Here is a 21,561-nt window from a genome sequence, read left to right as displayed (position 1 = left end):
TTGCTTTAGCCATTGTATCCGGGCACAAAGACAAACTATCCTTACGGAAGAGGTTGTTCAAAGCCGCTCTGAATATAGACTATCTCAAAAAGCTACTAAAGATTTGATTCGGTTGCCCTGTTCGGGCTTTTTAAGGGACAACTATGTAAGATAATCGTGTTACCTTCGTATTGAACTCCATTGCACTTGAGGGAGTAAAGTCCCGACGCATGATCATAGAAAGCTATTGTTCATCTCCGTAGATTTGTTGGTCGTACATTCAAATATACGAAATGGCGGTAGCTTTCTTCATATCCCCATCACGCCTCCATCACGCTGAATCTCGGATATGCCATTTTTCTAATGACGGATTTGGACGAATGACAACTATCTGAAGACCAAATAACACCAAACGGGAAAGTGATCCGAAGCGTGGATAGATTTGTCTACCGTGCAATTGTATGCAAGAAAGCCGGAAGAATAAAGGATATGATCAATACGAACTTTGAAAGCTCCCTGATTAAAAGTAAACCCCGGACCGCGCCCTGTATCGGAATATGCATCTTTCAGCCCCGATGCTATTTTGTGGCGCGTGTAGGATATGGGAGTATCATTAAAGTCGCCGCATACGACCACGTGTTCAGCCTCCGAGCGACGGATATAACTGCTTACCGAATCAGCTTGGGCGGAACGAAGCGCATAAGCTGGCCCCATCTTGGCCGTCATCATCCGACTGAGAGCTGTGGCCTCTCCTTCTCGTACCATTTTCAGATATTCCACCCCATCGGCCATCGTCAGTCGAAAACTTTCCAAATGGTTATTCACGACAAGGACTTTTTTTCCTTGTATATCAACTGTGTAGGCTACAGAGCCATTGAATGCGGATTCGTACGGGATGCGGCGCACATCGAGAATGGGATACTTGGATAGAAGCATAAGGCCACTGCCTTTTCCATCTTCTCGGGCATGAGACAGCTCCATGTAGCGATATTCGGGAAGATACTTCTTGAAAGTACGCAGGCCTACATACCGAGAATTACTTTTCCGACTGAGTACCGCCTCCTGCAAGCATACGATGTCAGCCCCGCTGCCTTTGATATATTTGAGGATAGGATTAGGATTCTCGGAATTGTGAGCACGAAAGTCAAATCCCTTGACATTATAAGTCATCACCTTGATACGTGACTCTGGGATCGAGGATTCTTTTACCTTTCGATGCAGCGGTATATAGGTGTCGATGTTGCCCCATGTGCAAAGCAACAAAAGGGCATTGCCTATAAACCAAACAATCTTGCCTCGCAGAACCCAGTATACAACCATCCCGACCTGAGCAGCAAGGAAGACTGGGAAAGCTAAACCGAAGAAGGCCGGTATCGTGATCGTGGCCGGTGAGATAAGCGGCGACAGAGCTGCCAAGAGATAGCAAAGTGTAATCCCCAGATTGATAATCACCGAAACGGAATGGAGCAACGTTCCGATCTTGCCCCTTACTTTCTTCTTCTTTTTTTCACTCATCTCATGCAGACGACTTACAAACGCTTGCTTTGGTCAAAGAGACGGCGTTTCTCTTCGGCCGTCAATGATGCATATCCTGATATGCGAATCTTATCCAGGATCTGATCTATGGAAGACTCCGCTTCTTTTGTTTCTTCAGCCTTTGGGTTTGCATCGTTTTTCGGAGATGCCGGATGGGGCGTTCTTCTTACCCGAAAGCGAGGCTTTGCAAATTTCTTTTGAGGGCCAAAGAACGAACTGAAAAAATCGGCCAAGCGGTCGAGCAGTCGCTGAAACCAAACTGTAATGTCTTTGCCCCCGGCCAATGAAAGGGCAAACCATACACCGAAGCCTGCTCCCCCGATATGTGCCACGTGGCCACCGAAGTTATCTCCCGTTAATAGCAACACATCCAGTCCGAAAAGGATGAGAGCCAATGTCGTCAGCCTGATCCGACCGATGAATAACAGACTCACTCGCTCCCAACGAGCATAAAAAGCTATTCCGAAAACAATGGCCATCACGCTGGCAGAAGCTCCGATCAGAGGAAAATGAGACAAGCCTAATGAAAAGGCATCGGCGACTAAGACTGTCAATACGTAGAGCAATCCTCCCGCCAATCCGCCAAGTAGATAGACGCTGATCAGCCTCCTGGGATTCTGATAGCGCAGGAAAAGCTGTCCGAACCAGTAAAGCCACAGCATATTGAAGAAAAGATGCCATAGATCCGAGTGCAGCCACATATACGTGAATATCGTCCACGGATGTCTCGAAAAGGTATATAAATCGGGGGCCAACCAAAGCCACCGTTCTACGATATACGGATCGGCCCCCAAAAGAGACAAAAAGGCATGCGAAAGCCAAACCAATAAAGAGATCAAAACAGTGAATACCATCAGACGAGTATTCATGTCTGCCAGCCTCAGGCGTCGGCTCAATTCTCTAATTGTAAGGCCCATCGATCTCTCCTTTCTTGCGCCAGAGGAAAATAAGAATAATACCTCCTATCATCCCACCCAGATGAGCAAAGTGAGCGATATTGCTACCGCCTGCCATCGGTGCAACACCGAGAAACAGTTCTATAAGTCCATATACAATAACGAACCACTTCGCTTTGATGGGAATAGGGATAAAGAAAAGATAGATCTCGCTATTGGGGAAGAGCATTCCGAAAGCCAGGAGCAATCCGAATACTGCTCCGGAGGCACCGACCGTCGTGGGTAAATTGAGGAAAGCACTCTTGAGCATCTCCGCACCATCCGGGAAGCGAACGAATTCGGCCGGGCTATTCACAATGGGCATCAGATCCACTGCCCATACGATCTGCTGTGCCAATGCTGCCGTAAGGCCACAAATGACATAGAAGATGAGGAAACGCTTCGTCCCCCAGAACTGCTCTATCAGCCGCCCGAACATCCAGAGCGAAAACATATTGAAGAAGAGATGCGAGAAGCCGGCGTGTAAGAACATATAAGAAACGAACTGCACAGGATTGAAACTACCTGCCTGGAAATAATGCAGTCCCAAAGTATCGTTCAGATCGATATTGAATCGTCCGCCGAGGACATAAGTAGCAAACCAGAATATCGCATTGATGATGATCAGGTTCTGCGTTACGGGTGGAGCAAACTGATAATTTCTTTCTCTAAAGCTATTCATATTGTGGATGATGTGGAATGTTCTTGTCTACTATGTTCAATACCATGTATTCGTTATAGGGCGATTGCTCTGCTGGTACTTCAGATCTTGCAGGAGCGAACTCTTCACCGATATGACGAAATTGTAGGACTTGTATGCTCCTATGGGAATGAAACTGGCAGAGATAGCCCAGCAGTGCATATCACGAGTGATATTACAGGTGAGCGATGTTATTTTCTTCAAGTCGAAATTGTAGTTCGCATTGAATCCGAAACTCCAATTCGGCGTAGGTTGGATATTGCCGCGGAAACTCAGGTTCTGCGTTACCCGATAGTAATACTCCATCTTATCGACATTGTACCTGTTATAGTCCGTAGCTATAGTCCAGCTATAGTCGAATGACAGACTCCACGGGATTGAATACGTGAAGTAACCATCCTGATCGACTGTTCCACCCTCACGATTGCGTTCGAGGAGCGAGCCTCCGCTTTCGCCCTGCGGACTTCTTCCTTTAAGGATCCCTTCAGCATCGTTTCCGTCAGGAGGAGGAGGGGTAGCCTCCGCGCTCTTCTTTTCGTCTTTCCGTTCCCTTTTGACACTGAAAAGAGCCAGCAACCCGCTGAGCGATTCTTTGTTAAGCGTATAGCTGAAAGAAGTACCCGTACTGATCAGGCGTGCCAATCCCTTACCGTTAAAAATGCGCAGATCGTTGCTCTTATAGGGAATGATCTTTCCATCTTCTCCCTCATAATATTTCGTCACATAGGGGTCGAATAGACCGGACAAACGCAACGTAAAACTCTTCGAGAAGCGAAGGGCCAGCGAAGCCGAGATATTGTTCCATCGGATCGAATCGGCAAACATATTATAGGATGTAGACCATGTGAACTGATCTATCAGGCTGATCTTCTTGATCCCTGTCGAATCCGATTTGGACTTGATCTTGGCCTCTAAGTTATTGTCAAAAGAGAAATTGACCGATCCTGCATTGCCCATAGAGGGTGCACCGAATATCTGTTCGGAATAGGGCGAATAGAGCAGCGTATGCAGCTTTCCGCTCTGATCAGTGTGCTCGATATGCTCCCAAAAACCATATCGGCGCTTGGTGAAATCGGGCATATAGGAGAAGCTGACAGTAGGCGTGAAGCGATGGCGGATCATAATCAGATTGCCTCCAAAGGAGAATGGTTTCCAGGGTTTGAACATACCGTACAGTGTGGTAGATAAGCCTGCCGATAGGCTGTAATCGTATAGCCTGCGGAATTTATAGGTCGTGTCCGAAGGTAAAAAAGCCTTCTTATCCTCGTTCCACGACTTCCGGATACCTTTCGTGTACCACCATTCATTGTAGTTAACGCCCATGGTCAGATTGATATAATCCAACAAAGGAACAGTCAGACTGACAGGTACGGAGTGACGCATGCCATTCTTCCAGTCACGCACGAGATCGCTTTGGAGCAAATTCTTCTCATGCGTCAGAATACTATTGCGAAGCTGACCGGAATAGCCCACACTCAACTTTTCATACCAACGCTCCGGTCCCACACGGGTCTTCCGCTTGAAAGGATAGCGCGTGGACATATTGATCGAGAGGTTCGGCAAGGTAAGGCTCACCGTCGTATCGCGCATGTTCTGGCTGATATCCATGCTACCTGTAATAGAAAAGGGAGTACCCGGAAACTTGCGCGAATAGCTCACGGCCGAACTCCGTGTCGTAGCAGTACGGGCATTGACATCGTAGGTGGTGTTCAGTGAATTCTGGAAATAGCTGCCGGTGGCAAAATTCACATTGGCCGACAACGTTTGCAAAGGATTGGCCTTCGGATCCTGACTGTGCGTCCATCGGACATTCAGGCTGGTGGTCTTGCTGTAGTCTCCGGGGATATATTTGTCGCCGGACTTGGATACCAGATAATTGGCTTCGAACGAACCGCTGTACTTATATCTCTTCTTATACTTCGATTGGGCTGAAATGCCCCATGACCCTTTGGAAAAGATCTCCCCACGCAAGGCCAAATCGATATAGTCGCTGAAAGCAAAATAATATCCGCCGTTCCTCAAATAGAATCCATAGCGATTGTCCTCCCCATACGTAGGCATCAATATACCGGAAGAGTATTTGTTGGAAAAGGGAAAATAGCCGAATGGAAGACCGATAGGCAGTGGCATATCGGCGATAACCAGATTGACCGGACCGGTGACGATGTCTTTCTCCGGATGCACCTTTGCTTTGGAGAGATTGATATAGAAGTGAGGATGATCATGATTGTCGCAGGTCGTATAACGCCCTCCTTGCATAAACATGATATTGTCGGGCATCTTCTTGGTCTTACCGGCGGTCAGATAACCTTCGCCCTGCTGCGTGATCACTCCACTGATAATCCCTTTCTGTGTACGGAAATTGTAGGTGAAGTTCTTGGCTTCGAACGACTGTTCCCCGTCCTTGAAGATCGGAAATGCCATCGGATAACCGGCTGTATCGAGGACGTAGCGTGTAAAGACCGTACTGCTGTCGGTATTGAGATACATGAAGTTAGCCTCCAAACGGCTCTTTTGATAGCTCACATAGCTTTTGCCGAAAAGATAGGCACGATTCTGTCCGAGCAAGACGATGGAGTCGGTGGCTTCATATTCGACAATGTCTTCCAATTCGAATTCATCGTCATACACACTGTCCTGCTGCATCAACCCGGTGGAATCGGCAGCAAGGGAATCTCGAAAGGAACTGTCTGGGATAGGTTTTGCGAGAAGTGCCGTGTCTTTCAATGTAGAATCAGACAGCGTAGTATGCCGACGGTGGTGCGACCCGACTGCTCCGGCCATAGGGCGTTCCGCAGCGACCAAAGTAGCACAGAGCAATCCGACAAGGATTACAGGTAATAACCATGAAAGTCTGGAACAGAGATCGGGTACTCTCATTCGGATTCATTCATACTCACAGGTGAGCAAAGGTAAAAAAGAAGTTGCAATACGCGAGTAGATACTTTATCTCAGACAGGGCAACCGCATCAAAATGTAAGTGCCTGATTATCAATCATAGTTTTGAGTGCATTCTTTATCTTTGAGTATAATCTCCGAAATGCAATCATTTGAAAATTAGCAACTTGTATTTTCTCGAGATTTTTGATGCGGTTGCCCTGCCTATTGTATGAGAGTTGCCTATTAATGTGTTCACTATCTTCCAATGTGCGATAGCAGGTGACTATAAAAAAGTGAGGCTGTCTAACGATGAGACAGCCTCAGCTTCATTTATTAATCTGTATGGATATTTTGGATTATTCCGCTGCAGACATTACTACAATACGGTTCCAAGCGTTCTCTTCGTAGATTTGCTCAGATGATCCCTTCCATTCAATCGTAATACGGTCAGCAGAAACACCGTACTTTTCAAGCATCTTGGCAACAGCCTTTGCACGACGCTCAGAGAGCTTCATGTTATAGGCGGCAGTACCGGTCTTTTCGTCTGCATAACCGACTACCTTAATCGGAGCATTGTTCGTCTTTGCGTACTCAGCAGTGTTGTAAACATTGATTTCTTGGTTGCGGTCGATCTTCGCGCTGTTGAGACGGAAGTAAACCACATTGTCAACTATAACACGAGTAACTGTCGGCTGAGTAGGCTCGGGACATTCGGGGCATGAAACCGGACGACGGCTCAACTCTTCTACTTGAGCGCGGAGTGAGTTGATCTGGTTGTTCAGGTCGTTTACCATAGCATAGTCCATAGGAATAATTTCTGTCCACTCTGTCTTGCCCATGTTGAACGTAAGGCCTGCTGTAGCCATTACCGGGAAGTCTGCTTTTCCTCTCTTAGTGCCGATGAAGTTCATTTTGCCTGCAAAAGCTTGGCCTTCGATGTTGAAGTCTACAACTCTTGAGAGACGGAATTTCAGCATCAAACCAACATTAACCGTTCCAGTCATATCGTCTTTGGTTCCAATTTTTTCACCATTTGCGTTTTCGCTATGGAATTTGTAACCAAATCCCACACCCGCCCAAGGGATAATATGGAAAACACGGTTTGGACGGTATACTCCGAAATAGTTCGTCAGGTCGAACATGAAGTCAAGGTGAGCGTTTCCAAAATAGTTGTGGTTACGCTCTTCGCTGCCTTGGGTGTATCCGTAGATGTCAAATCCGGTGAATTGCAAGCGAGTAGCGAAATAAGGTTCATGCCACTTACCGATACCGAATGTAGGAACAATGCTAAGACGATCCATGATGTCTACATCGTTATTCCATCCGGATAGAGCCATGCCGGCACCTCCTGCTAAGTCAATGAACCAATGGTCAGAGGCCTTATCACGTTGGAATGCTGTGTGCATTCCTGCTTTGTTCTGTGTAGTAGCTTCTTGGGCAGTTGCACTAAACGTACAAGCGAGACCCGCAAGTGCTAATAATAAAGATTTAGCTTTCATAATTCTGTATGTCATTTTTTTATTATCCAACAAAAGTCTCAGATGAATTACTTGGAGCGAACGATTACAACGCGATTCCAAGCTTTCTTGTTGAACGGTTGCGTAGTGTCGCCCTTCCATTCTACAGAGATCAGTTCGGATGGCACACCATACTTGCCCGTCAGAACATCAACAACGGCTTTTGCGCGACGCTCAGACAATCTTTCGTTGTACTGAGTGTCACCCGTAGGATCAGCATAGCCTACAACAGTAATCGGCTCGTTGGTTTCTTTTACAAACTGAGCTACGTCATACAGATTGATAAGCTGGTCTTTGTCTACAACATAGCTGTCGAAACGGAAGAGTACAGCCTTCTCGGTTAGCTTGTTTTCTGTCTTGGTAACGGGTGTAACGTCGGGGCATTCGGGACATGATACAGGACGCTTGGAGAGTTCTTCGACTTCTCTGCGCAGGCGATTAATCTGACCATTCAGATCGTTGATAAGCGCGTAGTCCATGGGCTCGATGGCATTGAAGCCTACAGCACCCAAGCGGAAGTTAAGACCTGCTGTCGCCATTCCTTGGAGTCCATTGTAATAACGTCCTTCCTGATCCTGGAAAATAGGAGTCGGCTTGGCATTGAAAGCACGGCTTAAGTTGAGGTTGGAGTGTGCTGCTTGTGCTTCGATCACAAAGTCTACACGTTTTCCTAATCTGAAAGCCATCATAACACCCATGTTGGCAGTCAGAGACTCGACATTGTCTTTACTCCATTTGCTGCCAATGAATTTATGCTGGTAGCCAACACCTACCCATGGAATTAAATGGAAGAAACGATTTTCGCGATATGGCGCAAAGTAATTAACCACATCGAACATGAAGTCAAAGTGAGCTGCGCCAAAATTGGTCTTAAATTCTTGTTCCGCATTTTTTCCAAGGAACGTGTGTGCCTGGGCTCCGTTAATTTGCAAACGGGTTGCAAAGAATGGGTTGTGATATTTTCCAACTGAAATAGAGCCGGCAGCACCCAAGCGGTCTACAAAATCTTTGTTGTTGTTGTCATTGAGGAACTGCGCTGCAACACCGCCCTGCAGTGTTACGAACCAATTGCTGCCTGCTTTGTTGCGAGCGAAAGCAACATTTTTGGCGGGTAACTGACCCGTTGCCGGTACAGTATTTTCCTGTGCACTTGCATTCAGTGCAATAGCTCCAACGAATGTGAGCATTAAGTACTTTACCTTCATAGTTTTACTTTTCTAAGTGTATTTTTATACGTTTCCAATAGCCTATTCGCTACACAAATGTAGCTTAATAAATTTGAATAACCAAATATTATGCTACTCAGAAGGCCTCTGCCTTGTCTTTGATATGCTATAGATCGAAGCAAAAACGCTTTATTTAATAATAGAGTATTATGACAAAAAGCTAAAAGAAATTATTCTTTTACAGAAGCTGCATCCTTGCTTAAAATCTCGTTTGCCAAGGTCTATAGACTTCATTGACAGGTATCTTTTCCCTTTGTATATGCTATTTAGTTTATACACTGAAGCTATTCTTTTTTCTCTTTCAAATAATCTTTTATAACCAGTATTTGTGCGTCTTTTAGAATTACATATCCGTTATTTCCAAGTAGATAGATGGTTGGAGTGGCTTTGATGTCGTACAGCTGTTGATTAGTTATACTGCCATCGCTGTTGATTCCTACTTCTACGAAAGCGGGAAAATCTGAAAGCCCCAAAAGCCATGTATTTTTATCGTTGTCCGGATATATGAATAAAATGCTTAGTTGTTTGGTTTCTACTAAATTACGTAGTTGATCATCCTGATGTAGTTCGCGTATCAGTTGGGAACAAGTATGGCATCCTGGTTCGTAAAAGACAAGTATGGTGTTGGGCGTAAATCTGTTACTGAGTCGATGCAGGCTGCCGTTGCTTTGCTCGTAAATGAAATCCTCCGCCTTTGTGCCAACCCGGTTGCGCAGCATCAGCTCGTATCGCTCTTTCAGACGTATTCGTTCTGCGTAGGATATTTTGGGCGACTTCATCAAAAAAGCTACTGCCGGAATATAATACTCCTCATTGAGCATAGGAGAGTTAGGCTCGTATAGGTACTTTTTATAAAATCTCATGAATAGCTCCAGCAATGCTCCGGAGGATTTCTCCAACGGATAGATAATCGATGATTTTACCTCATGAACAGGAAGAGCGATAGCCACACCGAGAAAGTTGGCGATACTGATTTCCATATTTTGAGGCTTCCGGAGATAAGCTGAATCCGTGAAGTTGAATTCATCCCAATAATGCTTTACGAAGTACGATGCCCGTTCCTGCGGACTTGTTATTGAAACCGGTATATCCGGTAATGGGAAAGCAAGCTCCGGTTCTTCTGCCGATGCACTTGGAGCAATGCTGTCCACAGACTGCTGTATCTTATTCGGTCGTTGACTACACGAAGCTGCAAGCGAACTGATGGAGCCGAACAATGCTGCCATACTTACTATCATACAAAATCTGCGATACGTATTAGACATACCTTATTCTATTAGGATGAGACAAAATGTTTAGTGGTTCATGAAATGCTTGCCCATCTGACATAGGCAAAATCCATTTTATGGGGCAAAAGTGCCGAATGGGGAGTTATGCGTATTGCTACGCGATGCAGGCCGGGGTTCTTCAAGTTGCAACTTATCACATACTTCTGCCATCTGTTGTCAGCCGATTGCTCGGAAAGTTGGAGAGGAATATTTTGGACTAAAGAGACTCCTCCCTGATTGTCATCGGAAGTTACAATCAGCTCAACGTTAAGCTCAGTGGATAAGTTGCCCTTTTCTATTTCCACCTCAAGGGTTTGTGTAGTATGATTGTCTTCGAAGCAAAGGCCGAAGCCGGAAGCGGCAACTCGTACCACTCGCATCTCATCCCAATGCGCTGCGGTCTGTTGCTTCCAATTGGCGATCTCCGAAGCCAAAGCAAAAGAAGAAGCACTGACCGAACGATGACGTTGGGCAAGTGGTCTGTAGAACTTGTCATAATAGTCATCCAGCATTCTCCTCATCGTAAAGTGTGGTGCTATGTACATCATGGATCGACGTATGTACCGTATCCAGCCTTCAGAGTAGCTTTTCTCTTCCTTGTCATAGTAGAGAGGAATGATCTCTCGTTCCAGAATGTCATATATGGAAAGAGCATCGAGCTTATCCTGCATTTGCTGGTCGCGATAAGTAGACTTGTCAGTCAGTGCCCAGCCGGCATTCGGTCTATAGCCCTCGTACCACCAGCCGTCTTGTACGGAGAAGTTCAGTACACCATTCATTTCGGCTTTTTGTCCGGATGTTCCTGATGCTTCGAGTGGTCGGGTAGGGGTGTTGAGCCATACATCGACCCCGGCAATTAGTTTGGACGCCAGATGCATGTCGTAGTTTTCCAAGAAAATGATTTTGCCTTGGAATTCTGGACGACGGCTGATCTCCGTAATATGTTTAATAAGTCCTTGGCCACCCCCGTCAGCCGGGTGTGCTTTGCCCGCGTAGAGAAAACGTACGGGACGTTCGGGGTTATTGACCAGACGCGATAGTCGCTCTAAATCCGTAAAGAGCAGGTGCGCTCGTTTATAGGTTGCAAATCTGCGTGCAAAACCGATAAGGAGCGTATTGGGTTCAATATTGTCCAATCCATCCGGGAAACATATCGGATCCTCGTTGTGTCGCAGCCATCGTTTGCGATAATCATGCGCTATGTGGTGCAGTAGATTGTCCTTGAGCTTCGAGCGCAGATCCCATATTTCTTCGGAAGGGATTTGTTCTATTGCTTCCCATGCAGACTCTTCAGACTGATGGCTGAGAAAATCGGTGCCAAGGTGCTGTTCATAGAAATTTTGGCTCTCAGGAGAAGCCCAAGTCGGAAGGTGTACACCGTTGGTCACGTGCCCCACATGTAGCTCTTCGGCAAAGAATCCTGGCCATACGGGAGCAAACATCCTGCGAGAAACAACTCCGTGCAGATAGCTCACTCCATTGGCTTCCTGACAAGTGTTGAGGGCGAATACACTCATCGAAAACTTCTCGTTCGATCCCGGTGTTGTTCGTCCCATATCGATAAACTCTTGCCAGCTGATTCCAAGGCGGCGAGGAAAATGTCCCATGTAACGCCCCAAGAGTTCTTCATCGAAGTAGTCGTGACCCGCCGGTACAGGGGTGTGAACCGTATATAGCGAAGAGGAACGGACTACTTCCAGCGCAACGTCGAAACTCAATCCCTTTTGTTCCACATAGTCGGCCAGACGTTGGGCACTGATCAGTGCCGCATGGCCTTCATTCATGTGGAAGATTTCTTTGTTGATACCCAGACGCTGTAGCAGGAGGATGCCACCGATGCCGAGCAGATATTCCTGCTTCATGCGATTCTCCCAGTCTCCTCCGTAGAGGTTGTGAGTGATCTGACGGTCGGCTTCGCTGTTCTTGTCCAGATCGGTATCCATCAGAAAAAGATCTATCCGTCCCACTTTCACCTGCCATACATGACAATAGACCGTATGATCGGAGAAAGGCACTTCCAGTACGATCTGATGCCCACTCTCATTCTTTGCCGGTCGTATCGGCAGGAGACGAAAGTCCTGAGCGTCATAGGTGGCCAGTTGCTGACCATCTGCGCTGATCCTTTGGTCGAAATAACCGTATCGATAGAGAAAACCTACTGCTGTAAGCGGTACGTTGCTATCACTTGCCTCTTTGAGGTAATCTCCTGCCAATACACCCAGTCCACCGGAATAAATCTTCAATACGTGGCTAAGACCGTATTCCATGCTGAAATAAGCTATGCTTGGTCGATCGGTGTCTGACGGTGACGCCATATACCTCTGCCAGGCACTATAGACATCTTCAAGCTCTTGTAGCCAATCAGTATCGTTGAGGAGAGCATCGATACGGTTGAGCGAAAGAGAACGAAGCAATTTGATCGGATTGCCGTCCGTTTCGAACCAAAGATCCGGATCCATACGCTCAAATAGGCTCGTAGCACGCGGATTCCATGACCACCAAAGATTATAGGCCAACTCCTCCGCTTTGCCGAGCCTTTCGGGAAGTTCTACACATGTGAATATTTCCTTCCAAACGGGCGTATTATTCTTTTTCTGAATTATCATTTTCTTACTATGCTGTATGCATTATGCTATGGCCGTATTTCGCTGTGGCCATACTTCAAAAACATTTCAAAGGTATGTATTTGTTTCGATAGGCTTTTCTCTTGATACAGAGGAAATCTCTTTCGGACAGAATGAGATCACAGAACTAATCCAAGATAAGTTTCGGCTTATCAAGCCTGAGATTGCCAAGCGTAACATTTTCGTTCTTGAATCAAGAGTAAAACCCTTACTAACCATCCTGAACGAGATTCAAAAACAAAAGAAAAAGCCTCTTGCGAAGTACCCGAATGGTGCTTGGCAGAGGCTTCCTTATGTGGTGGCGCGAAGCACACCTATTAGTCTTTTAGTAGCGAGCTTCTACTATATCCCAGTCAACGATGCTCCACAAATCTTTGAGGTGGTCTGCACGACGATTCTGGTAAGTCAAGTAGTATGCATGCTCCCACACATCGAATCCGAGCAACGGATTCAATCCCTTGCGCACGGGGTTGCCTGCGTTCGGCTCCTTTTCGATAGAGAGTTTGCCATTGGCATCGGATGCAAGCCATACCCAGCCTGAACCGAAGAGAGTAGTACCGGCCGTATTGAACTCTTCTTTGAACTTTTCGAACGAACCGAATTGCTTATCGATAGCTTCTCCCAATTTGCCTTTCGGTACTCCTCCCTTGCCCGGACGGAACTGTGTGAAGTAGAGATTGTGGTTGAGGGTTTGGCCGGCGTTGTTGAAGATACCGCCTTCGCTCTTTTGTACGATAGTATTCAAGTCTGCGTTTTCAAATTCCGTGCCGATAATGAGCTTATTGAGGTTGTCCACGTAAGTCTTCAAGTGCTTACCGTGGTGAAATTCTACTGTTTCTTTGCTGATAACAGGAGCCAGTGCATCGACCGCATAAGGCAGGGAAACAAGTTCGTGAGTCATAACGTCTGATTTTTATTGTAATTAAGTCTTTTAATAATTGGTATCGGAGTAGCGCAGGACCGACTCCGAAACTCTTCAATCACTATTAGAACATTGTGAACGGAAAAAGGTTCGGATCTTGTCTGTAAAAGCCTACTTATTCCATTATAAAAAGATAGTTGCTCTCGTCCGAAAGCTCCGGTCGGAAGACAAAACCTTCGGGCGAAAAGAGCTGCATCTCTTCCACATGGCGGCATCGGCGGGTGAGGAGGTGGGCTGTCATCAATCCGCGTGCCATTTTGGTATAGATCACGATTTGTTTGAGACCTCCATCGGGCTGTGGTACCTTGAAGAGGGGTGTCACTACCCGTACGGCTTGTTCTACCCGTTTCCAGTCGAATAGCATTTTCATTTCTTCGCTTGCCAGAAAACACAGCTCACCGCCCTTTTCACGTACCTTTTCGATCAGAAAATCTGTTAGATGCGGTCGCCAGAAGTTGAACACCTCGTCTTCAACGGGTGCTCCCAGATGCGCAAATCCCTCCATTCTGTATGGACGAATCATGTCGCTCGGTCGCAAAAGACCATAGAGGAATGAGGTGATAAGAAGTTGTTCGGAGGCATAAAGCCAATCGTCAGCACTGAAATTGGCGGGAGCAAGCTTCTTGAAAACCATACCCGTATAAGCCAATGCCGCGGGAGCATTGGGCGAATCTTCATCGAAGAAGTGCTGCCAGCGTCGATGATTCTCTTCTGCCAGCTTTCTATTGATGCGGAGCAGTCCGCACAATTCTTCTATGTCGCAGGAAGATGCGGCCAAAGCAATCTTCGTACTCTGTTCCCGGAAGATCGGCGAAGTACTTGTCAAATGCGATGGTATACGTTTCGGCATACCGATCGTCTTGGCACATGAAAGGAGTATGAGCATAGGGCTTGATCCTGATTATAAGCAAGAAGAGGAAGCCTCTGTCTGTCGTGACTCGTAGGCTTCCTCTTTGCTCCGTGTTTGCTACTTGGCTGTTTGGGACAAGATGTCTTTCATTAGCACGTCGAAATACTCTCCACGGGTGAGCACACCATCTTGTACAGCTACCACTTCTACTTCCCCAGAGGCCGCCATCACACCGTCTTCCCTGATAATGTCCTGCAAGAAGATGAGCTTGGGGCCTTTCTTGTGGCAGGTCAGACAGCTGCGGAAGCGATCGCCACTGCGCAAGGACTGTTTGAACGTTATCGTCACTTTGTAAACGAAAGCATCGAGCCCTTTCTCGTGCATTTGGCCGAAATTGTCTCCGAGGCTTTCCCAGAACTCATGGCGGGTGTGCTCCATATAGCGCTGATAGTTGCTGTTATTCACCACACCTTGCAAGTCACATTCATAATCTCTCACCTTCATGTCGAGGGAGAAAAAATATTCATTCTCTTTCATATCGTTAGGTTTTGTCGGGATCGATAAGTGAAAATTCACGTTCCTCCCTACATCTTATTATTCTTCTCTTTTGTCGAATCGGTATAGTTTGTCCGATGGCCGTACTTTCTCCTTTACCGGGATGGAGATGCGTTGCCCCTTTGTCGCTTTTTGCACGGTTTGCAGTTCGTACCGGATCTCTTCTACCCTTTGGATGATCACACCTGTCGTAGGGCCTGTGATCACAATCTCATCGCCTACATGCAGTTCGCCGGACTCTATCTCGAATTCTGCCACACAGAGACGGCTGAAGTATTTGATCCCTTTGCCTACATATATTTTCTGGCGGGTAGCTCCTGAACCGTATCGATGCGTCCATTCGCCGAGTCGCTGTCCGAGGTAGTATCCATCCCAAAAACCTCGGTTGAATACGGTAGCTAATTGTTCGTCCCACCGATCTATAGCTTCCTTGTCATAGGTGCCGTTGCAGTATGCTTCGATCGCTTCCTTGTAGCTCCGGCAGACCGTATAGACGTATTCGGGGCCACGTGCCCGTCCTTCTATCTTGAACACTCGTACCCCGGCATCCATCATCTTATTGATGAAATGAATCGTCTTCAGGTCTTTCGGCGACATGATGTATTGGTTCTCAATGTCCAGTTCCAGACCACTATCCTTGTCCTTGACGGTGTAGCCCCTTCTGCAGATCTGTGCACAGGCACCCCTGTTGGCCGAGCTGTTGTGCTCGTGCAGACTTAGATAGCACTTGCCCGAGACAGCCATACACAGGGCACCGTGAGCGAACATCTCTATGCGAACGGGATGGCCTTTAGGTCCGCAGATATTGTCTCGGATGATGGTCTCATGGATCGTACGCACCTGATCCATATTCAGCTCTCTTGCCAATACGACCACATCGGCAAAGTGTGAGTAAAAGCGCAGGGCCTCCGCATTGCTGATATTGAGCTGAGTGGACAGGTGCACTTCTACTCCGATCTCGTTGGCATACGTCATCGCAGCCACGTCGGAAGCTATGATGGCAGATATCTGTGCCTTTTGTGCTGCGTCGATAATGGAGCGCATGAGTACTATGTCCTCATCGTATATGACAGTGTTCACCGTTAAATAGCTCTTTACGCCCTTCTCTGTGCAGATCTCTGCTATTTTGTACAGATCTTCCGTGGTGAAGTTGTTAGCAGATCGGGCGCGCATATTCAGTCCTTCAATCCCGAAGTAAACGGAATCAGCTCCTGCTTTGATGGCTGCCATAAGCGATTCGTACGAACCGACAGGAGCCATTATCTCGAAGTCGTTTACATTCATTTCTTTCAATAAGTCAGAGGGCGTGAGACGGCTCGTCCGGATGCAGCCAGGGAGCTACATCCGATAGCGGCATACGTACAAAGTCCCGTTGCCACATTTGCGGGTGGGGCAGTTCCAGTTCGGGCGATTGTACCTTCGGGTATGTGGTATGCAATAGAATGTCTATATCGATCGGACGGTCGTGATAGATCCCTCCATTGCTTTTTTGTGTGCGACCCAATTCCCTTTCGATGGCTTGTGTGATATGCAGAATGTCCTGTGGTTTGAGCTTCGATCGCAAAGCCACCACCGCATTGAGGAAAGGATGAGGCGATTCGAACCCCCACGGTTCGGTTTCATAGAACCGAGAAAGGGTGAGCAGTCTGCCCACCCTCGTTTGTAGCATATCCAACGCTGCAGACAACAAACTGTGTCGATCGCCTAAGTTGCTGCCCAAAGAAAGATATACTATGCCCATACTCAATCGATAATGAGCATGGCATCGCCATAAGCACCGAAACGATACTTTTCTTTTACAGCGAGGTCGTATGCACTCATAATCAGCTCATGACCTCCGAAAGCGGCTGTCATCATCAGTAGGGTAGAGAGTGGCATATGGAAGTTCGTAACCAAAGCAGAGGGCAGATGGAATTCGTATGGAGGAAAGATGAAGCGATTGGTCCAACCTTCGAACGGCTTGAGATGACCGTCCGTGCTCACGGCCGTTTCCAAAGCACGAAGAACGGAAGTCCCTACGGCGCAGATCTTCTTTTCTTCATCCCACGAGCGGTTGATGTTTATGCACGGCTCTTCCGTGATATACATCTCCTCGCTATCCATTTTGTGCTTGGTCAGATCTTCTACATCGATGTCGCGATAAGCCCCCAAAGCATGGTGTACCGTTATGTAAGAAAAACGGCAGTCCTTGATCTCCAGTCGTTTCATCAGCTCGCGGCTGAAATGAAGACTGGCAGCAGGTGCCACCACGGCACCTTCCACTTCGGCAAATATGCTTTGATACCTCTCCGGATCCTCCTCGTTTACTTCCCGATCGATGTACTTCGGTAGAGGAGTCTGTCCCAATTGGAAAAGCAGTTCCTTGAACTCCTCATGTGAGCCATCGTACAGGAAGCGCAGCGTACGTCCTCGGGAGGTCGTATTGTCTATTACCTCTGCCACCAGCTCTTCGTCGTTGCCGAAGTAGAGCTTATTGCCTATACGTATTTTGCGGGCAGGATCCACGAGGACATCCCACAGCTTCAGACGTTCATTCAGTTCGCGGAGGAGGAAAACCTCGATCTGAGCACCGGTTTTCTCTTTATTACCATAGAGACGGGCAGGAAAAACACGGGTATTGTTGAAGACGAAGGTATCACCCTTGTCGAAATACTCCAGAATGTCCTTGAAAACGCGATGTTCGATTTCCCCTGTACGACGATGTACGACCATCATCCGCGATTCGTCGCGGAACTTGGTCGGCTCTAACGCGATCAGTTCGTCCGGAAGATTGAATTTGAACTTGGATAATTTCATAGCGATATATGTTGCCGTTAGTTATTTTTTGCTTGCAGGTATGGAGGATGGATCGGCCTCTTTTTGTTCGAACTCCGGTTCATAAGCAAAACCGAGACGATCGAACCATTGTTCCAGCTCATCCGTCGAAAGACAGTCTTCGATTCGTGCATCGCCTACTCTTGTCCTGCGCAATGCCTCCAAATGTCCCCCTGATCCGAGGGCTTCGGCTATGTCGCGGGCCAAGGCACGTATGTAAGTGCCTTTGGTGCATACGATGCGTAGCGTGATCAGGGGGAGGTCGTACTCCAGCAGTTCGATCTCGTCGATCTGCAAGGTGCGGGTTTTCAGCTCCACCTCTTTCCCCTTACGTGCCAAATCGTATGCACGTTTCCCGTTCACGCGAACGGCCGAGAACACGGGAGGCACTTGTTCTATCGTTCCCGTGAATCGAGGTAGTATGTCCAGAACCGATTGGTGCGTGATATGTTCGTACGGGAAGAAGGCGTCCGGCTCGGTTTCCTTGTCGAAGCTCGGTGTCGTGGCTCCCAGTCTGATAGTGGCAATGTACTCTTTCGTGCCGGCCTGCAGTACATCGATTTGCTTCGTGGCACGCCCTGTACACAGGATCATCACGCCTGTTGCCAGCGGATCCAATGTGCCTGCATGCCCTACGCGCAGCTTCTTGATCCCCATCCGACGACAAGCCCGATAGCGGAATTTATTGACCAAGTCGAACGAAGTCCATGTCAGAGGTTTGTCGAAGTAGAGTACTTCGCCCTCGCGCAGGTGGAGCGGACGATCTATTTGTTTCATTTTTCCGATTCAGACAGCTAAGGATACCCCTGAGAGCATCAGTACGATAAGCAGACCACCAACCAAGATACGATAATAGCCGAATGCCTTGAACCCATATCGGGTGAGGAATCCGATGAAGAACTTGATCGCAGCCAGTGCTACGATAAAGGCCACGATATTGCCTACGAGGAGCACGGTCATGTGCTCTCTGAAAATCTCTATCCCGCCCTCCTTGTAGAGCTTGTAAGCCTTGAGCAGGGTGGCACCGAGCATCGTAGGTACTGCCAGAAAGAAGGAAAACTCCGCAGCTGCCTTGCGGCTTAGCTTTTGCTGTTGGCCGCCGACTATGGTAGCCATCGAGCGTGAGAGCCCGGGCAGGAATATGGCCAGACATTGGAATAGCCCTATGACTAATGCTTTGGGGTATGTGACCAGTTCCCGGTCCGATGAGGCAAACAGCTTATCGACGAATAGCATGAAGATGCCACCGAGGAATAGCACGACGGCCACTACCCAGACACTGCCCAGCATCCTATCCACCCAGTCCTCGAACAGGAATCCCAGGATAACGGCCGGAACGAGTGCGATCAGTAGCTTCCAATAGAGATCGAACCGGCTCAGAAATTCCACCCCTTTGCCTTGGCCTAAGGCTCGTGGTGCCACGGGAAAACAGAAAAAACGCTTCCGGTATAGTATCAGAACGGATAGGATGGCTCCGAACTGTATCATCACAGTGAAGGCTTTGACAAAGGAAGTGCTCTCTATGCCCATTATACCTTCGGCGATAATCATATGTCCGGTGGAAGACACCGGAAGAAACTCGGTCAGGCCCTCTACGATGGCTAAAACGATGGCTTGTAGTATGGTCATATTGTCTTGCGGGAAGATGGCGACTTCTTCGTCGGAACAGGTATTAAATTACTTGACCGCGATGTGCAGTCGCAGCCTGATCGTCAGAAGAGTCCGCTTTAGGAGGGTTACTTGCGGTTGTCTTTTTTCTCCGGCGATACCATGATGGCATATACCATCAGGACGAAGCCGGCCATGCTCACCCACGGGGCTATCTGTATCCGCTTGGCACTGAAAATATCCGGATTGAAGCTTACTTGGCCGGCTGACCCTCCCCCTGACATCAATATGAAGCCCAGAATAATGAGGATAGCGGATACCCCCATCAAGATAAAGTTCTTTTTCCCGAAAAGCATAGTATGCTGTTTGATTGTCTTAGTTGGTTTGTCAATATTCCCTGCCCCCTATACGAGGTGCATCTTGCCCCCATCCATACGGATGTATTTGTTCGTTGCAGCACGTGCCGAAAAAGCAGATATCAGTATGCCCACAAGCAGCATGCCTCCGGCTATGATCAGGAGGTTTTCCACTGTGAGGTAGGGGCGCAAACTCTTGTTGAAAGCATATTCATCAGTTGCGTATAGGGCTATGCCCAGGAGCACGATGGCAAGCAAAGCGGCCACGAGTCCATTGAGCATGCTGTAGCGGACGAAGGGCTTGCGGATAAAGCGAGGTGTGGCACCCACCAGCGTCATGGTACGGATGCTGAATCGCTTCGAATAGATGAGCAAGCGGGTGGTATTATTGATCTGTATATAGCTGATCAGAAGGAGCAAGGCTGCCAGGATGAGTAGTACGAGACCGATGCGGCGTGTATTGCGGTGTACTATGTCGAACATATCTGCCCTGTATTGCAGATTGTCCACTCCATCCCATGTCCGAATGGCTGAGTCGATCACTTTCAGACTGTCCGGATGGGTGTATTGGGCCTTGAGGTGAACGCACATTTCCCCCTGTAGGGGATTATAGCCGAGCATCTTAGCCGGATCGTCTTCGCCCAGTTCTTTTTTCATCTCCTCGAGGGCTTGATCGGCAGAGATATAGCTGACATCTTTGACGAAGGGTGTGGCCACTATCTGTCGTTGTAGCTCTTGTATCTGTGTTTCATCCATGTCGGAGGATAATAGCAGATTGAAGGAGAGGTCTTCCCTCACGGAATTGCCTATTCCTCTGCCGATAAACTCGATAATGCCGATGGCCCCCAAAAGGAAGAGCACAACAGCAATACTCATAATGGCCAAAAACCTCGAATGGAAAAAGGCCGAAGACCGCTTCTTGTTCTTTTGTGACATTCTTTTTGCTGTATCTCAGAGATAGAATCGGAGACTGAAGCCCCTCTGCCGGCCGGCGGTGGATTTGATCATCGGCGGATCGGATTCAGAGAGTAATGGCCTGTCATTCTTTTGTAAAAGGCCGAAACACCCCAATTTCTCCGCAAAAATAGTATATAATATGGTATGGGGCTGTATTTTTCTTGGACAAGATATCCCTTCCTTCGCCCATTCTCAAGCATGCTATATATAATAGCGGAGTAGGGGCTATCTCCAGAGAGAGGGCAAAAACACTCTGTGTGGCTGTTTCTCTGATTTGCATCCATTGATTCGATTGGTACGGTTTACGCATGGAATGTTGTGTAGGCGAGATATCAGGCGAGCGGGTCGAATGAAAGGGGCGCGCTTTATGGTGATGCCGGCTGTTCCGAAGCGAAATGGATAGGAGGCCGCATCTTGCGGTCTCATGCCATTTGCCATCTCATGGTTTACGAACCGCAATCGCTGCGATTCTTACGCGTGTTTCCTGAAAAAGTGGAACCGGAATTTTTTCGTTTTGGTTCGGGAATTTTTTACTTCCCGCGCCAAAGCGAAAATTTTCTCGAGCCACGTTTTTCGGAGCGTAGTGTCGGAAAATTTTCGTGCCAAAACCATCGGATTGCCATTTCTCATACTCTGTCGGATTTTCTTATGGGAGCAAGAGCGGATAAAATTGGGTGATACCTTTCCGAATGTGGCGGTTGGAACTTCATTCGCAGAGCTGTTTCGTTTTCGAAATAGAAGACGGATAAGGTGAGTTTCTTAATCGACTGTGTGCGATTATGATAGATATGTCGATCTCAATGAGGAGAGTAACGAAAAGTTGTTGTAAATTTG

General features: G+C 47.6%; 20 protein-coding genes. 1 reads left to right on the top strand and 19 read right to left on the bottom strand.

Going from position 1 to position 21,561, the window contains the following annotated elements; all coding sequences use genetic code 11:
- Positions 1 to 366: 366 nt before the first annotated feature.
- The 19 genes from F452_RS0101230 to F452_RS12535 all read right to left on the bottom strand — a co-directional run bounded on the left by F452_RS0101230 (position 367) and on the right by F452_RS12535 (position 21,339).
- Entirely contained in the window at positions 367 to 1,494 is a 1,128-nt protein-coding gene (locus F452_RS0101230; RefSeq protein ID WP_018964447.1) for an endonuclease/exonuclease/phosphatase family protein, read from the bottom strand.
- Positions 1,495 to 1,508: 14 nt separating this feature from the next.
- Positions 1,509 to 2,432: a rhomboid family intramembrane serine protease gene (locus tag F452_RS0101225; protein WP_018964446.1), complete on the bottom strand. Its 924-nt coding sequence runs from the start codon at positions 2,430 to 2,432 to the stop codon at positions 1,509 to 1,511.
- Positions 2,416 to 3,132: a rhomboid family intramembrane serine protease gene (locus tag F452_RS0101220; protein WP_018964445.1), complete on the bottom strand. Its 717-nt coding sequence runs from the start codon at positions 3,130 to 3,132 to the stop codon at positions 2,416 to 2,418. Before F452_RS0101220 ends, F452_RS0101225 begins: the two co-directional genes overlap by 17 nt.
- A 36-nt stretch (positions 3,133 to 3,168) precedes the next feature.
- Positions 3,169 to 6,030 (bottom strand): putative LPS assembly protein LptD, encoded by a 2,862-nt coding sequence (locus F452_RS0101215; protein WP_026292085.1) that lies wholly within the window; start codon positions 6,028 to 6,030, stop codon positions 3,169 to 3,171.
- Positions 6,031 to 6,386: 356 nt separating this feature from the next.
- Positions 6,387 to 7,529, bottom strand: coding sequence for an OmpA family protein (locus F452_RS0101205; RefSeq protein ID WP_018964442.1), 1,143 nt, complete (start codon positions 7,527 to 7,529; stop codon positions 6,387 to 6,389).
- Positions 7,530 to 7,576: 47 nt separating this feature from the next.
- The gene (locus F452_RS0101200) at positions 7,577 to 8,752 is read right to left on the bottom strand and encodes an OmpA family protein (protein WP_026292084.1); all 1,176 of its coding nucleotides are present in this window, start codon (positions 8,750 to 8,752) and stop codon (positions 7,577 to 7,579) included.
- A gap of 305 nt (positions 8,753 to 9,057) precedes the next feature.
- Entirely contained in the window at positions 9,058 to 9,999 is a 942-nt protein-coding gene (locus F452_RS0101195) for a DUF5106 domain-containing protein (protein ID WP_244263755.1), read from the bottom strand.
- A 77-nt stretch (positions 10,000 to 10,076) separates the two neighbouring features.
- Positions 10,077 to 12,647: an alpha-glucan family phosphorylase gene (gene glgP, locus F452_RS0101190; RefSeq protein ID WP_018964439.1), complete on the bottom strand. Its 2,571-nt coding sequence runs from the start codon at positions 12,645 to 12,647 to the stop codon at positions 10,077 to 10,079.
- A 343-nt stretch (positions 12,648 to 12,990) separates the two neighbouring features.
- The gene (locus F452_RS0101185; protein WP_018964438.1) at positions 12,991 to 13,566 is read right to left on the bottom strand and encodes a superoxide dismutase; all 576 of its coding nucleotides are present in this window, start codon (positions 13,564 to 13,566) and stop codon (positions 12,991 to 12,993) included.
- A 136-nt stretch (positions 13,567 to 13,702) separates the two neighbouring features.
- Complete coding sequence (yaaA, locus tag F452_RS0101180; protein ID WP_018964437.1) at positions 13,703 to 14,473, bottom strand: peroxide stress protein YaaA; 771 nt, start codon at positions 14,471 to 14,473, stop codon at positions 13,703 to 13,705.
- Positions 14,474 to 14,554: 81 nt separating this feature from the next.
- On the bottom strand, positions 14,555 to 14,974 hold the full coding sequence (locus F452_RS0101175) for an acyl-CoA thioesterase (protein ID WP_018964436.1): 420 nt from the start codon (positions 14,972 to 14,974) through the stop codon (positions 14,555 to 14,557).
- A gap of 57 nt (positions 14,975 to 15,031) precedes the next feature.
- Positions 15,032 to 16,276 carry a U32 family peptidase gene (locus F452_RS0101170; protein ID WP_018964435.1) on the bottom strand — a complete coding sequence of 415 codons (1,245 nt, stop codon included), beginning with the start codon at positions 16,274 to 16,276 and terminating at the stop codon, positions 15,032 to 15,034.
- A gap of 13 nt (positions 16,277 to 16,289) precedes the next feature.
- Entirely contained in the window at positions 16,290 to 16,733 is a 444-nt protein-coding gene (gene folK / locus F452_RS0101165) for a 2-amino-4-hydroxy-6-hydroxymethyldihydropteridine diphosphokinase (RefSeq protein WP_018964434.1), read from the bottom strand.
- Between the two features lie 2 nt (positions 16,734 to 16,735).
- On the bottom strand, positions 16,736 to 17,788 hold the full coding sequence (gene queA / locus F452_RS0101160) for a tRNA preQ1(34) S-adenosylmethionine ribosyltransferase-isomerase QueA (protein WP_018964433.1): 1,053 nt from the start codon (positions 17,786 to 17,788) through the stop codon (positions 16,736 to 16,738).
- Between the two features lie 21 nt (positions 17,789 to 17,809).
- Positions 17,810 to 18,583: a tRNA pseudouridine(55) synthase TruB gene (gene truB / locus F452_RS0101155; protein ID WP_018964432.1), complete on the bottom strand. Its 774-nt coding sequence runs from the start codon at positions 18,581 to 18,583 to the stop codon at positions 17,810 to 17,812.
- A gap of 9 nt (positions 18,584 to 18,592) precedes the next feature.
- A complete protein-coding gene (gene uppP / locus F452_RS0101150) occupies positions 18,593 to 19,435 on the bottom strand; it encodes an undecaprenyl-diphosphatase UppP (protein ID WP_018964431.1) in 843 nt (280 codons plus the stop codon).
- A 107-nt stretch (positions 19,436 to 19,542) separates the two neighbouring features.
- Entirely contained in the window at positions 19,543 to 19,770 is a 228-nt protein-coding gene (locus F452_RS0101145) for a DUF3098 domain-containing protein (RefSeq protein WP_018964430.1), read from the bottom strand.
- Between the two features lie 48 nt (positions 19,771 to 19,818).
- Entirely contained in the window at positions 19,819 to 20,706 is an 888-nt protein-coding gene (locus F452_RS0101140; RefSeq protein ID WP_026292083.1) for a cell division protein FtsX, read from the bottom strand.
- A gap of 492 nt (positions 20,707 to 21,198) precedes the next feature.
- Positions 21,199 to 21,339 carry a DUF1661 domain-containing protein gene (locus F452_RS12535; protein ID WP_230587319.1) on the bottom strand — a complete coding sequence of 47 codons (141 nt, stop codon included), beginning with the start codon at positions 21,337 to 21,339 and terminating at the stop codon, positions 21,199 to 21,201.
- On the opposite strand from F452_RS12535, the gene F452_RS12530 reads away from it, so the two are divergent.
- Complete coding sequence (locus tag F452_RS12530) at positions 21,281 to 21,481, top strand: hypothetical protein (protein WP_230587321.1); 201 nt, start codon at positions 21,281 to 21,283, stop codon at positions 21,479 to 21,481. The two genes, F452_RS12535 and F452_RS12530, sit on opposite strands and share 59 nt — an antisense overlap.
- Positions 21,482 to 21,561: the final 80 nt, after the last annotated feature.

Origin of the sequence: Porphyromonas gulae DSM 15663, assembly GCF_000378065.1 — a bacterium.
Taxonomy (GTDB): Bacteria; Bacteroidota; Bacteroidia; order Bacteroidales; family Porphyromonadaceae; genus Porphyromonas; species Porphyromonas gulae.
The sequence above is the reverse complement of the archived record's forward strand: the minus strand, read 5'-3'. Positions and strand labels throughout refer to the sequence as shown.